Consider the following 15,955-nt stretch of genomic DNA (forward strand, 5'->3'; position numbering starts at 1 on the left):
AATTGCTGATGAAAAAAGCAATCTGGATGATAGTAAACGTCGTCGTATGCATCGGATTATTTTTCCTTGTCCTGAATGTACACGGCTCCGCTTATAAAGTCCCTGCACTGCAAGCGTATACCGAGTTTATGATACGAAATCAGACGGTATTTATGGCAGTTACTTTTATACTTACCTTGCTTCTGTACGTGGTTTATTTTCGGATACAGGCAGGACTGCGCCGAGATCCGCAGATCAAGCTGTTTAAATCCTTTCGTATGGATCGACTCAGCAGCAAACAATTTCTGCTGTTGTTGGCGATGGGGATCGCCGGCTGCACGTTTAGTATCGGGCTTGTGCTCATCGACTGGATTGAAGCTCATATGGCCGCAATTCCTGCGCTGGTCAGCAACTTGATGCATGCGGATTCGATTGTCTATGTCATTATAGGGGCAGGCGTGATCGCCCCTGCATTTGAAGAAATTTTGTTTCGAGGCATTGTATTTAACCAACTGCGTACGATGATGCATACAAGTCTGGCTCTGCTCATTCAGGCACTGCTGTATGCTGCGGTTCAGCCTGGATTAGAAGTGGCCCTGATTGGTTTTGGCTCAGGCCTAATATACGGCATGTTATATGTACGCATGCAATCCATCTGGGCTCCGATTACAGTGCAGGTGGTGGCAATGAGCTCAATCTTCCTCGCTAAATATGCGGGATTGTTCGAGTGGGCAAATCGTTTAGGCCAAACAGCGCTTATCGTGATTACGCTGATTAGTCTGCTCTTCTTGTTTGGAGCTTCATGGCGAGTATGGGTACATGGTGCTAGAAGTGTGGAAACAGGGGCTGCAAAGCGTCCATCTGCTCCAACCGGCGCTTAGTGACATTGGAGGCTCCCGTTAGCGGGAGCCAGGTACCCCCATTTATAAGTCGAAAGGAGCATCATCTATGATTAAAAGAGTGGGGCTCATGTTAGTCTCCGTACTTCTGATCGTTGGTATTTACTTTGCTTGGTTTTATACCGTTAATCATCTATTTTTCACGTATTTGTATTCGCTGTCCCCTTGGTTTGAACGTAATACGCTGTTTATCATCATCTTAAACGATATCGTTGGATTTCCATTAATGGCCTTGGCATTATGGTTTTTGCTGCGCAAGTCTATATTTAAAGTAGCCCGCTATCAACGAATTGCGGCTGTGCCTGCTGTTTATGCGTGTATCATTGGGGCAGCGGCAGGAATATTCACGATTGCCTTCTCTATGCTGCCCGCTTTCCGGGGACCGGAGGGCAGTACGTTTATAGTGCTTCTGGATTATATCAACCGAGCAGAATGGTATGTCTTCCTTGCATTTTTACTGTTAGGAAACATTTATAAAGAAACATTGTTCAGAGGCCTGCTGCTCAACGAATTTCGCACGGTGTTTCCAGTATGGATGGCGATCGTGCTGCAAGGTATCATGTATGGTATTTTGTTTTTTCAGGGGGATCCAGTGTTATCCTTGTACGGCTTTCTTGGAGCTGTGATCTTTGCTTTGTTGTATGTATGGTTTGATTCGATTTGGGCTCCTGTCATTGCGCAGATCGCTTGTCAGGGCGTGCAGTATGTCATGTGGAATTCGAATTTGGCGTTAAAAGGATTGCCTTTGCAAATCACTGTCATGGTTGTATCCATTCTGATTATTGGTGTATGTATGCGATACGCTCGGCGCCATCGCAAGGCGAGCCCGCCGAATATAAGTTATACGCAGCATAAAGGAGTGCAGGCACCATGAAGCAGGTAGCGGCAGTGGCAAGAGTGCTAATGTTTGTCGTCCTGTACGTTGCTGTAATGTTTGCTGTCAATGCGGTCCTTTATCAAGGAGCCATTTATGCACCTTTGCATGCATTTGTACAACGTAATGCCACGATCGTGATGGCGGCCGCAGATCTAGTCGCCTTGCTGCTGTTTGCGGTATTACTGCCACTATTCGGTACAACGCTAGTTCGTATCGGTTCCTTTAATCGCTGGAACACATCACAGGTGCTGCCGGTTATTGGGCTAGGATTAAGTCTTGGCGTATTTATTCTTTCCTTTACGAGAATACCGCTTATTGCGGAAGTCGCTCCCTCGATTGCCAACTTGGTGACGTTTGTAGCTCAAGGAGAGCTCCTGTGGCTTGTGCTACTTAACAGCGCTATTATCGGAACGTTATTCGAAGAATGGCTATTTAGAGGAATCATTTATAACAGCTTGCTTGAGAAGTTTAATAGCATGGTTGCAATTATAGGTCAGGCTTTATTGTTTGGTGTTGTATTTATGGATGTTGTCGTAGGAAGCTTTGCTGCGCTTGGCGCCATATTATATGCCCTTGTGCGGTATTTTACTGGGTCACTGTGGCCTGTTCTGATTACACATGCAGCCAGCACAACTACGATTATTGTGCTATCGCTACTTATAGATGGAACGGATTCGGGCGTAGCGATGAAAATGCTGATCGTAAGTGTGCTAATCCTTGTTGGCTGCATGGCCGCGATTTGGCGTAATGGAAGGAGGAGGAGCTTGGATGTTTCAATTACAGCTGTTGGAAAATGAGGCGTTAGAAAAGATGGAAGACGATAAGCTAGACGGATACATAGCAGAAGCTTCCTTACACGATATTGCCATCATTGGGATTTCGGCGAAGCTGCCTCTTTCCGCAACGTATGACCAGTTCTGGGAGTGTCTGCAGCAAGGGGTGGATGCTGTGGGGCCATTCCCTGACAGTCGTCGACTTCAAATGAAACCTTACCTAAACAAACTGCGGGTAAACGAGGAACGAGTCGTTTTTTTTGAGGGTGCTTATCTGGAGGACGTGTCCGAGTTTGATTATGCATTTTTCCGTCTATCTCCCCATGAAGCCGCTCTGATGAGCCCTAACCAGCGTATGTTTCTGCAGACTGCATGGCGGGCGATCGAGGATGCTGGTTATGGCGGCGATGGACTACGCGATACGAGAACAGGTGTATTTGTGGGTCATAATGCAGATACACTTCATGATTATAAACGTGTGCTGGAAACGTTGAGCCCACAATCGCTTTCTTTGGCGGCAGCAGGCAACTTGAGCCCGATGATTGCAAGCCGCATCTCTTATTTGCTTAATTTCAGAGGGCCGAGTCTCAGCATAGATACGGCATGTTCGTCATCTCTGGTCGCGATTCATCTTGCGTGCCAATCACTTAGAAACGGAGAATGTGACACGGCGCTTGCAGGAAGTGTCAAATTAAACCTGCTGCCGATGGATACGGGCATCCGGCTCGGCATTGAAGCGAGTGATTATCGGGCAAAGCCGTTTGACGAGGCTGCCGACGGAACGGGGATCGGCGAGGGTGTTGTGGCTTTTGTTCTAAAGCCGCTTCATAAGGCAGAGCAGGACAACGACTATATTTATGCTGTTATTAAGGGTGGTGCTATGAATCAGGATGGTGCGTCTGTCGGGATTACAGCGCCAAATGCGGTGGCGCAGGAAGACGTTATTATTCGGGCTTGGCAGGATGCGGGTATCGACCCTGAGACGGTCAGTTATATGGAGGCCCACGGCACGGGGACAGCACTTGGCGATCCGATTGAAATTGAAGGCATGACGCGGGCATTCCGCCGCTACACTGGGAAGCGGCAGTTGTGCGCTATCGGCTCAGTGAAAAGTAATGTGGGCCATTTGGATCATGCAGCAGGCATGGTCGGCATGCTGAAAGCGGTATTAGCGCTGCGGGCCAGGCAGTTACCGGCTACCTTGCATTTTCAGCAGCCGAATCGCAGTCTATCTTTGACAGAATCGCCCTTGTATGTCAATGACCGACTTTCAGCGTGGAAGCCGCATGAGGAGCATGCGGCAACACCTTTACGCTGTGGGGTGAGCGCATTTGGTATGAGCGGTACCAACTGCCACATCGTGTTGGAAGAGGCAGCACGGTTAGATGTATGCGCAGATCATCCCGCACTAAACACCAGCGAGAATCGTTTCACAACACAATCAGCAGCTGCAAAAAAAGAGGGACGTTGGCACTTGTTTACGTTATCTGCCCAAACAAAAGCCGCATTAAGAAGGATGGCAGCAGAATATGCGCTGCGGATTGCATCAGCTCCAGCCAGTTGGAGTCTGGCCGACGTTTGTTACACTGCGCACATAGGACGCGGTCATTATGCATACCGCCTTGCCATTTTAGCCTGTGATCTGCAAGAGCTTGTCGTTAAGCTGCGATTGGCAGGTGAACAGTCGGATTTTATCGATAAAATGATGATGGTAGAGCAGGAATGTCCGTCAAGCTTCTCGTTTGCTGATATGTCTACTACGGCTATAACAGATCCCAAGCTTGAACAGGTGCATTCAACCTGTGGTGAAACCATCATGGATGGAATCTATGGCGGGCGGGTGTCCGAATTTCTATTTGCTGAGGCTGGGGCACAGAATTCGACTGTATCCGACCAACTGCTTCTAGCAGACAAGCTGACAAATGTGAGTCCTGATTGGCTGGAAGATAACCGTCTGGTACAGAAGTTAGCTCAGTCGTATATACAAGGGGCCTATATATCTTGGGATCGTTTATACGGCAACCAAGTTTACCGCAAGCTACCGCTGCCGGGATATTCCTTCGAACCGACGCAGTGCTGGGTGGAACCTGCTGCTGTGTCTTCTTGGGACTCACTTTTCTTGACAGGGGATCCTGGACAAGAGACGGAGCTGCCGCCAGATCTGGCGGTGGAAATGAAAACAATTCTTGCTGACTGGCGGCGCAGATATGAGACTTGGCTTAGCACTCGTAATCCTGTTCTACCGCATGTTCGGCTCATTGCTTCACGGAGCTTGACAGGCAGTGATTATGACACAGCCCAAGTTCTGGTGATTGGCGAAGACTATAACTCGGTGGAGCAGCAGATTGCTGACTGGTGGGGAGATACGCTCGGTTATGAGGAGTTGGAACTGAACCGTTCCTTCTTTGAGCTTGGTGGCGACTCGATAATGGCACTTAAGGTGATGAACCTTATTTATGATAAATGGCAGATCCGACTTGAAGCTGCTCAATTATTTGCTTCGCCAACGATTAAGCAGCTGGCTCACCTCGTTGCGGAACGAATAAATGAGTCGTTGCACGACGATCCCATTCCGCGGCTGCCTGAGCAGGAGACTTATGCTGTATCGCCAGCGCAACGCCGCCTATATCTGCAGCAGCAAGCAGCTCCTGCGGACAAGAGTTACAACTTGCCGGAAACGCTGCGATTAGAAGGAGCACTCGACGTTATCAAGCTGGAGCAGGCGCTGCAGACGTTAATCGCCAGACACGAAATGCTTCGAGGTTCATTCCTGATCGAAGACGGCGAGATTCGGCAGCGCATTTCAGACAAAGTGCCTTTTCATCTCCCTCTGATCGAGGCTAATGAGTCGGAAATGTCTGAGCTGCTCAGATCACACCATGCTCCTTTTCAGTTGGAGCAGGCTCCGTTGCTGCGGGCGGCGCTGTTCAGAATCTCTGAAGTTGTGTATGTACTATTTCTGGATATGCATCACATTGTATCAGATGGAACTTCAACAGGCTTGTTAATTAAAGAAATAATGACGTTATATACAGACGGTGAACTGCTGGAACAGAGTGTCTCTTACCGCGATTATGCCGCATGGCAGTTGGAGCGGAGCCATACGGAGGCGATGGAAGCACATCGCCGATTCTGGCTTAATCAAGGTCTCATGGACATGCCAGTGTTGGAACTTCCGACGGATTTCGCCAGACCTCCTGTCAAAAGTAATGTAGGCGAGACGTTTGACGTGTACGTATCGGCTGAATTAACGGCAAAGCTGCACCGTTTGGCACAAGCACAGCACTGCACCTTGTTTCCAGTACTTTTATCAGCTTATTATACGCTGCTCGCCAATTACTCCAATCAAACTGACATTGCGGTAGGAACGCCGATAGCAGGTCGATCGCGAACCGAACTGGAATCCGTGATTGGTATGTTTGTTAACACAGTTGTCCTGCGCAGCTATCCAGAATCAGACAAGACGTATCTCGAATATGTCAAAGAGGTTCAGGATACGATCCTGGCATGCATGGAACATCAGTATTATCCATTCGAAGAGCTGGTGTTAGGTCATGAGCGTTTTGATCCAAGCCGCAGCCCGTTGTTTGATACGATGTTTGTGATGCAAAATCTGGATATGCCGGAACTGAAGCTTGGAGAGGTACAATGCATCCATCAGCGATATGATCATCGGACGGCTAAATACGATCTAATGGTTCAGGCAGTTGAACGAGGGGAGCAACTGAGGCTAGTTGTGGAATACAGCGCAGCCTTGTTCCGACGCGAGACAGTACAGGTAATGATGAACCGTTATGTATATCTGCTTGAGCAGATGGTGGAGGCGCCACACTTAACATTAGGCAGTTATCGTATATTAACTGCTGAGGAAGAACTAGAATTAAGAACTTCGATCTGCTCCAACGTGGGGCCTTCGTTTGGTGAGATAGAGGGGATTCATCGGCGCATGGAGCGAATGACACAGCTTTATCCAGCGCGTACAGCGGTTGAATGTGGGCCAGACAAGCTCTCTTACCGGGAAGTGAATGAGCAGGCTAATCGTCTCGCTCGCGCACTGAGAACGAATGGGGTCAGTAAAGGGACTATTGTTGCCGTTATGGCTGAACGTTCCGTTAGACTAATTGTCGGTTTACTTGCTGTACTTAAAGCTGGAGGGGCATATATGCCGATTGATCCTTCTAATCCTGCAGATCGAAAAATGTATATGCTGCAAGATAGCGGGGCATCCGTTCTCTTAATAGAAGGGGAAAATCAGACGCTCCCATTTGCAGGAGTAAGTATCGATTTAGCAAGTGATCAATGGCTTGCAGGAGAGGCAAGTAATTTAGATTTGCCCACAGATCCGGATGATCTGATGTACGTCATTTATACGTCTGGATCCACGGGACGTCCGAAAGGGGTAATGATTGCTCACAGCAACTTTTATAACTTTGCCTACTCCATGAATGCTCTCTATGAAAATACGATCACACCTGAAGATCGGTTTTTGAGTTTGACCAATCTATCCTTTGATGTCAGTGTGTGCGAAATGTTCACACCGCTTATGTTTGGAGCAACACTTGTATTTTATCCGGATAGCGGTGTGCTGGATGTAAGAGCCATTGCTCGCAGCATCAGCGGATCAGGCATAACCTTTGCATATTTACCACCCACCTTACTGGGTGAGTTGGCTGCCTTACTTGAGAAACATTCGGATTCACTACGCTTGAACAAGCTGCTCGTCGGGGTAGAACCGATTAAAGACAGCACATTAGCCAAATTTAAGCGTTTAAATCCGGAAATGCGCATTATAAACGGGTATGGACCGACGGAATCTACCGTGTGCTCCAATATGTACGTATTCCAGGAACACGTAGTGGAAGGTCGCAATGTGCCAATTGGCAAGCCTATGCACAACGTTGAAGTGTACTTGCTCGGATATGGCAACAAGATCGTACCGACAGGCATTACTGGCGAATTGTGCATAGCCGGAGCTGGTCTTGCCCGTGGTTACTGGAACAAGCCGGAATTGACAGCGGAACGGTTTGTGCGTCATCCGTTGTTCCAAGACAAGACACTATACCGGACAGGTGATTTGGCCAAATGGCAGCCCGAAGGCAATGCTGTATTTATTGGTCGTATCGATCATCAGGTGAAAATACGAGGCTATCGCATTGAGCTGGGTGAGATCGAAGTTCATCTGTGTGAATACGAGGGCATACGACAGGTACTTGCGGTTACACGTGAAGAGGAGCATGGGCTTAAATATATTTGTGCATATATCGTCGGGGACCAAAATATTAGTGGGCTGACGCTAAGGAAATTTTTAGCTGCTCGCCTTCCTGAATATATGATTCCGTCATATTTTGTATCACTTCCAGCTATTCCACTCACGGCAAACGGCAAAGTTGACCGCCATGCGCTGCCAGAGCCGGACAAGCTTGCTGCATTAAGCGAGACAAGAGTGAAGCCGCGTACAGAAAAAGAAATGATGGTTGCAGAATTGTTCCGTGATATCCTCGGGATACCTGATGCAGGTATTCACGAACATTTCTTTGAATTAGGAGGTCACTCGCTTAAGGCGACGATGCTAGTGTCTCGATTAAGCCAAATGTTTAACGAGGAGATTCCTGTGTCAGTCGCATTTGAACGGCCTACAGTAGCGGAATTGGCGGAATATTTAGAAGAGAGAGAGCTTGTTCGGGGAGGCAGTACAGATAGAGATAACATGCTTGGCAGAGCGGAACAGACAAGAGAAGTAATTGCGTCAACCGTACGTGCTGACCGTTATCCGACAACTGCAGCTCAACATCGTCTTTACTTGCTGGACCAGCTTCATAACGATAGTGTTGCGTACAATATGCCGGCTGCGGTAGAGGTCGTGGGAAATTTGGATTACAAGGCGCTTGCAGAGGCGCTGCAAGGTCTGGTAGATCGCCATGAATCACTACGAACTTCTTTTGCCGCAGATCACGACAAATCGGTACAAGTTGTACACGAAAAAGCAAGGATTGTACTGACAGAGCGGCAGGCAGTGGCAGGGGAAGAAAAGAAGATCATGGGCGAATTTGTCCGACCATTTGACCTCGCCACTTTTCCGCTGATCCGAGTGGAATTGGTTACGCTGGTAAGTAAGGAATCCGATTCTGAACAGCTGCAGACGAAAAATATGCTGTTGTTTGATATGCATCATATTATATCGGATGGATTCTCTATGGCTGTGCTGATGAAGGACTTGACAGCGTTATATGCAGGAGTATCACTAGCCCCGTTGTCTATACAGATGAAGGATGTCGCAGTATGGCAAGAGCGGCAGCTTCAAGGCACGGTTATGCTGGAGCAGGAACAATACTGGCTGGGGGTATTTCAGGGCGAACTGCCTATATTGAAGCTACCTGCTGATTATAAGCGACCTGAACTACAGAGCTATGAGGGAAGCCAGATATGGTTTGAAGTGGATCGTGAGTTAAGCGCACGAATTCGCACTAGCGCGAAGACGTGTGGTGTGACGTTGTACACGTATTTACTAGCGGGATACTTTACGCTGCTCAGCCGTTACAGTGGACAAGAGGACATCGTAGTGGGTACGCCGGTAGCTGGACGCACGCAAATCCAAATGGAACAAATTGTTGGCATGATGGTTAACACCGTGGCAATTCGAAGCGAGGCGAATCCCGATCTGACCATTAAGGAGTATGTCTCACGGTTGCAGCGCCGCATCATTGAAGCGATGGAGCGTCAGCATTACCCGTTTGAACGTTTGGTTGACAAGCTCTTTACGGCAAGAGATACAAGTCGAAATCCTTTGTTTGATACGATGTTTATTATGCAAAATATGGACAAAGCGGAACTGAAAGCAGCGGGCGTACAATTTAAGCCGATTCAATTGGAGCAGCAGATGAGCAAATTTGATCTGACGTTGGAAGCGGCAGAAGACAATCATATTCTGCGTTTCCATCTAGAGTATGCGACTCGACTCTTTGAACCTGCCACTGTCGCTCGTATGGCCCGTCATTATGTGAAGCTGTTAGCTGAAATGGCCGCAGATCCTGCTCGCCAATTAAAGGAGCTTGAACTGCTTGGTGCTGATGAGCTTGATCTGCTGCTGACAATCGATAACAAGAAGGAGCATGCTGACGAGCTGTGCGGAAGTGAACAAAGTCATGGGGAGCAGTTGTCGATTTCCGATAATCGGATGAAACGTGTCTACCAGTTAATTGATGAACAAGCAGCCAAGACCCCACAAGCAATTGCTATCATATGTGGGGGCGTATCGATAACTTATTACCAATTAAATGAGCGGGCAAATCAGCTTGCTTATACACTTCGGCAGCGTGGGGTAGGACCGGGTTGTATTGTTGCACTATTGGCTGGCAGATCTACTGAGCTGTTGATCGGATTGTTAGCGATTCTAAAGGCAGGAGGTGCATATGTTGCCATCGATCCATCATTCCCAAGGGAGCGCATTGAACTGATGCTGGAGGATTGTGGTACTAAGTTGGTATTGACTGAACGTGCATATGCAGGCTCGCTGCATGCTGCTGAAGAATGGCTGCTGGACGATCCGGATATGTACGCGGATAACAAGCGGGCTGCTCAATTGGAACAGGTTAACCATGAACATGATCTGGCCTACATTTTGTATACGTCAGGTTCAACGGGGCGGCCTAAAGGCGTCATGATTGAGCATAAAGGACTCAGTCACTTTATCGACGGCTTTGCGCAGCGGTTCGAGATGGCGGAGGGACAGGCGATCCTGGGACTAGCTACAGTCTCCTTCGATATCTTTATCGTTGAGACGCTGCTTCCATTAACGCTTGGTATGAAAATCGTGCTTGCTAATGATGAAGAGAAGAGCGATACGACACAATTAAGCGAATTAATCCGCAAACACCACGTACAGGTGCTTCAGACCACTCCATCACGCACGAAGTGGTGGATTGCTCAGTCAGGTGATCTGAGTGCTTGGCAGAACTTGCATATTTTAATGATCGGTGCCGAGCCGCTGTCTCGACATTTGCTCTCTGAGCTGCAATCTAGCACGAAAGCACGCATTTATAATTTGTACGGCCCTACAGAAACGACGGTATGGACAGCTGTTCAGGAAGTAACACATGTGGGACGTAGGTACGAAGAGCAAGAACAATCTCCACTGCAGTCAGACGAGCTTCTTGACCAGCAACCATTTAATCTACAGAGTCACCTTGAGCCTGCGGTTGAAATAACGATCGGAACACCAATTGCAGGCGCTGAGATGCTGGTGCTTAATGCAGACGGACGATTGCAGCCTATTGGTGTCTTAGGTGAAATCCACATTGGCGGGGACGGGCTTGGGCGCGGATATATGGCGCATGAAGATTGGACAATGCAAGCATTCGTAGATCATCCTTATCGGCAAGGTGAAAAATTGTATCGCACCGGGGATATCGGAAGACGCTTATCTAATGGACAATTTGCTTTTGCTGGGCGACGAGACCATCAAGTGAAAATTCGTGGCCATCGGATTGAATTAGGCGAGATCGAACACCAACTGTTGGCGCTGCAGTACGTGAAGGATGCCGTCATTCACGTGTGGTCAGCTCATCATGAAGAAGGTGATGTAGATGACTGTGAGTTATGTGCTTACATCGTCTGTTCGGATGAGATAACGACTGCTCAACTCCGCCAAGGCTTGCAGCGAAAGCTGCCGGAATATATGGTGCCTACTTACTATGTTAAGCTGGATGCCATTCCTTTGACGCCAACGGGTAAGGTCGATCGTAAAGCGCTGCCGCAGCCGGGGCAAGCGGATATCGCTGGGGAACGCATCTATGCCGAACTGATTAGTGATACGGAGAAGTCGCTTGCCTCTATATGGCAAGACGTATTAAGCCTTGACCGGATAGGTGCGGAAGATCATTTCTTTGATCAAGGCGGTCATTCCTTGAAGGCAGCTATGCTGGTGAACCGTGTTCGTGAGCAATTCGGAGTGAATTTACTGTTAAGCGAAGTATTCCAGTACCCTACGTTAGCGGAAATGGCATCGAGAATCGATACGTTGGAGCCAGAGTCGTTCTTGGAAGGACAGCAGCAGAATCCGTTTGCAGACATACTGGAGCCGATACAGCCTATAGCCCCATACGATAATATGACTGTTCAAGGTAGTCAGCCATTGTCTATTGGAACGGATATGAAGAAAGATGACTCAGCAGATTTCCTAATGAACGCTGCATCTGCAGTTCAATCGGTCGCCGCGACTTCTGCTGACCGTGTCTTTAGGCCAGACACTGCTGAGGAACAGCAGCGCTCTGAGACCAATGATTCGCGCTCGCAAATCCAAGCACAGGAACAACAAACTATAAATGTAGAGACACGTGTCACCTACCCGCTGTCCAGTGCGCAAAAGCGGCAATTCATTTTGCAGCATCTCGGTGGCGACACCACGGCATACCATCTTCCTGTCGCGGTTGCAATCGAAGGTGAGATTGATTGCTCTAAGTTGGAACAAGCGCTAACAAGCTTGATTGAACGTCAATCGAGTTTGCGGACTTCTTTTGAAATGGTGGATGGGGAGCCTGTGCAGCGGGTTGAACCAGTCGTTGCTTTTAAAATAGACAAGGCTGTTGTGGATGAAGAAGAGTTATATGACAACATGGGCTGGGATGACGAGGCATTAAGTGGTCTGATGAAAACGTTCGTACGACCGTTTGACCTACAAGCAGCACCGCTCTTACGTGTAAGACTAGTTACACTGGTCAAAAAGATTGCTTTGACTGGAGATCTCATCGTGTGCTCGGATGCCCAAGCACAATCTCGATCAAATAATCGCCATTTGCTGCTGATTGATATGCATCACATTATTTCCGACGGTATATCGTTGATGATACTGGTCCGCGAGTTGGCTGCATTGTACGGGCAGCAGCAGTTGGTGCCGCTTTCAGTATCGTATACGGACTATGCGAGTGTACAGCATTTGACACGGGAGAGCGATAGATACAAGCAGGATGAAGGTTATTGGCTTAGCACGATGAGTGGCGAGCTGCCTGTTCTTGAACTGCCGACGGACATGCCGCGGCCTCGAATGAAGAGTAATGATGGTAAATGTCATTATTTTCATTTGGATGCTAAACTTACATCTGCTGCTAAGCAGTTAGCGAGAGCTGAAGGGACTACGTTATATACGGTGATGCTTACAGCTTATACGACGCTGCTTCATCAATTGACTGGTCAAGACGACATTATTGTAGGTACTCCAGTAGCAGGCCGTGACAGAAGTGATTTGGAGCACGTCATCGGAATGTTTGTCAGCACCGTTCTCGTTCGCAGCAGAACAGCTGGCAGCGAGAGAATCAGACAACGCATTCAGCGCATGCACAGTGACTTGATGCAGGCGTTTGAGCATCAGGCTTATCCATTTGAGGACTTGGTGGACAAGTTGGCATGGAACCGAGACGCAGGACGGAACCCGTTGTTTGATACGCTATTTGCGCTTCAAAACATGGATGTCGCCCAAATGAGTACAGGTAAAGTTTCATTTCGTCCACTTCCGTTCGAGAGGCGTGCAAGCCAATTCGACCTTACATTTGAAGCGGCAGAAGCAGAACAAGGTATCCGCATTCGCTTAGAATATGCCACTGCACTTTTTAAGCATACAACAATTGAACGGATGGCGGAGCAATATCGATATATACTCCAACAAATGACGAGCAGTCCTGACACCGAATTGGATGCTCTTGCACTTCTTGACGATAAGCAGCAGCAGATACTGCTTGCTGAGTGGGATCTTATCCCCACACTTGCCATGAAATCGACAGCGATGCCAGTCTATCGTTTGATCGAGCAGCAGGCGGCAATGACGCCAGACAGGACAGCTATATGGCATGAAGGTAGAGAGGTAACCTATCGTGAACTAGACGATGGAGCCGCACAATTTGCAGTTAAGCTGCGCACGCTTGGCGTGGGACCTGATCGAATTGTAGGTATTCTAATGGGACGATCACCGGCATTGGTAACGGCAATCTTGGCAATTCACAAAGCAGGAGGAGCCTATATGCCGATAGATCCTGCCTATCCGCAGGATCGGATACAGTATATGCTGCGAGACAGTGGTACCACGCTAGTCCTGACCGATCACACAACTGTCGAGATCATCGAGGGCTGGGGCGAGCAGAAGGGATATAACCGATCGGTTATCAATGCAGATCCAGAAAAGACAATCGAACAACAAGCTGGTGAAGCTGAAATTGGTTGGAATGGCTCTGTGCTGGATATAGAATCTTGGCTGCTGAATCTGAACAAATATGGAGCAGACCAATCCCTTGAGAGTAACAACTATAGCGCATTGAATGATGATCATTATCCGTCGGAATTAAATGCAGTTGCATGCACGGATGAATTATCACGTCTTGCTTATGTCATGTACACATCGGGTTCAACAGGTCGACCTAAGGGAGTAATGGTCGAACAGCGTGGGTTATCTCACTATATCGATTGGGCGCGAGGAGCATATGTTACACAAGCTGCCGAGACGTTTGCGTTTTATTCTTCAATTGCCTTTGATTTGACGATTACTTCATTATTCGTTCCTTTAACAGGAGGGCATCGCCTGATCATTTATGGAGATGATCTCACCATAGACGTTATATTGCAGCGAATCATGACAGAAGGTCAAGTCACAATTGCCAAGCTGACTCCTGCCCATCTGACGCTGCTTCCAGGTATGGATATCACAACAAGCACGGTACACTCATTAATCGTCGGCGGGGAGGAATTATCTACTTCAGTGGCAGCTCGGATCTCTAAAAATTGGCCAATACCACTTGCCATTTACAATGAATACGGTCCGACGGAAACTGTTGTAGGGTGTATGCTGCATCTGTTCGATGAGCTGGCTGACAAAGGACCAGGGGTTCCCATTGGGAAACCGATTGCGGAAACGGCCATTTATGTACTAGACGCCAGCAGGCGGCTTGTGCCACCTGGCGTCATCGGTGAAATCTATATCGGAGGAGCCGGAGTAGCACGGGGGTATTGGCAGCGTGCTGAGCTCACTTTAGAACGGTTCGTCCTGAACCCATTCCGGTCAAATGAGCGGATGTACCGCACAGGTGATCTTGCTCGAATCACTTCACGAGGATTGATGGAGTATGTAGGGCGCGTCGACCATCAAGTGAAAATAAACGGATACCGAATCGAATTAGGAGAGATCGAAGCTTGTGTAACAGCTCACCCTTGCATCGATCAAGCAGTGGTCATTAACCGATCTGATATGGGAGGGGCAATGCTTTGTTGTTACTATAGCATTCGGAACGAACATTCTCTTGAAGCCACTGCCATTAACATGGCCGATGCGGGCTTACGTGAAGAAGAGCTGCGTTCGTATTTAGCGGCTTCGCTTCCGGTCTATATGATACCCGCACATCTTATAGAGCTGCCTGCTTTGCCCCTTACGCAAAGCGGCAAGATTGATCGGCAATCACTGCCAAAGCCTGTGCTGACTGTCAATGAGGATGATACCCAATCTTACATCCCAACAACGGATGCTGAAGCGACACTCGTGGGAATATGGCGTGAAGTATTGAGAATAGGACAAGTTGGTCTGCGTGATAACTTTTTCCGAGCAGGGGGCAACTCATTGCTGTTGATCCAGGTTTATCAGAAACTAGACCGACATTATCCTGATTTGCTGCGAGTAACCGACTTATTTGCCTATCCAACGATTAAGGATCTTGCTGAACAGATTACACGACGTCAAGGTGATAGCTCTGCAAGTGGACTGGCTTCTGTAGTACTGCTTGATGAAATGATGGTGGAACGAGCAGGTGCATATGAGGAGACGACGCTCCAAGCCAAAGTGGACCGCAACATGCAGCCAGAGTGGTTTGCTCCGAAAAATGACACGGCCGTTCAAAATGAACGCTGGTTGGAAGGTGTAATGGCAGCCTACGCATATGCACTGTATGAAGCAAGTGAAGGCGATCACGTACCAATTCATCTCGTGACGGCTTCTCGTGGAGCGGAAAGTAGGGCAGTGGTTATCCCGATTAATATGAATACCGTGTCCGATATTACGGAGTACGCTGAGCATGTATTACAAATGCATGCTGATGTTCGTACACGGGTTCAACTGGACTCTTACGAGATGCGCAATCTGATGAAGGAGACAACCCATCAGATTCGCAATGCAGTGTATCCATTGCTGGCGGTAGCCGGAAAGTGGGAGGGAAGCGGGTCTTGGCTGCGCAAGTACGGCTTACAACTTGTGGTGGATAAACAGGAATCCGAGATTACACTCTCATTGACTTTCGACGCAGGCTTGCTGGACTGGGCTAAAATGCGCGAACTGCTGCAACTGATCGTAGAGCTCATGAATCAACTACGTTATGTCACACCGGATGTTGGTGTCATCTCACATTAGACACAAGCAGGGATTGTATATGACTGAACAAATTCATAACTATGGAGGTTCG

General features: G+C 48.2%; 4 protein-coding genes. All 4 read left to right on the forward strand.

What is annotated here, in order from left to right:
• The first annotated feature begins 8 nt into the window (after positions 1 to 8).
• The 4 genes from MH117_RS05525 (at position 9) to MH117_RS05540 (ending at position 15,903) form a co-directional block, all read left to right on the forward strand.
• Positions 9 to 860, forward strand: coding sequence for a CPBP family intramembrane glutamic endopeptidase (locus tag MH117_RS05525; protein ID WP_239327628.1), 852 nt, complete (start codon positions 9 to 11; stop codon positions 858 to 860).
• Positions 861 to 927: 67 nt separating this feature from the next.
• Positions 928 to 1,752 carry a CPBP family intramembrane glutamic endopeptidase gene (locus tag MH117_RS05530; protein ID WP_239327629.1) on the forward strand — a complete coding sequence of 275 codons (825 nt, stop codon included), beginning with the start codon at positions 928 to 930 and terminating at the stop codon, positions 1,750 to 1,752.
• Positions 1,749 to 2,552 carry a CPBP family intramembrane glutamic endopeptidase gene (locus MH117_RS05535; RefSeq protein ID WP_239327630.1) on the forward strand — a complete coding sequence of 268 codons (804 nt, stop codon included), beginning with the start codon at positions 1,749 to 1,751 and terminating at the stop codon, positions 2,550 to 2,552. Before MH117_RS05530 ends, MH117_RS05535 begins: the two co-directional genes overlap by 4 nt.
• Positions 2,524 to 15,903 carry a non-ribosomal peptide synthetase gene (locus MH117_RS05540; RefSeq protein ID WP_239327631.1) on the forward strand — a complete coding sequence of 4,460 codons (13,380 nt, stop codon included), beginning with the start codon at positions 2,524 to 2,526 and terminating at the stop codon, positions 15,901 to 15,903. Before MH117_RS05535 ends, MH117_RS05540 begins: the two co-directional genes overlap by 29 nt.
• Positions 15,904 to 15,955 lie beyond the last annotated feature (52 nt).

Origin of the sequence: Paenibacillus sp. ACRRX, assembly GCF_022346885.1 — a bacterium.
Classification (GTDB): domain Bacteria; phylum Bacillota; class Bacilli; order Paenibacillales; family Paenibacillaceae; genus Paenibacillus_B.

Bases quoted from the DNA above. Each gene is read 5' to 3' on its own strand.
- MH117_RS05525 (WP_239327628.1), top strand. From the start codon at position 9: ATGAAAAAAGCAATCTGGATGATAGTAAACGTCGTCGTATGCATCGGA.
- MH117_RS05540 (WP_239327631.1), top strand. From the start codon at position 2,524: ATGTTTCAATTACAGCTGTTGGAAAATGAGGCGTTAGAAAAGATGGAA.
- MH117_RS05530 (WP_239327629.1), top strand. From the start codon at position 928: ATGATTAAAAGAGTGGGGCTCATGTTAGTCTCCGTACTTCTGATCGTT.
- MH117_RS05535 (WP_239327630.1), top strand. From the start codon at position 1,749: ATGAAGCAGGTAGCGGCAGTGGCAAGAGTGCTAATGTTTGTCGTCCTG.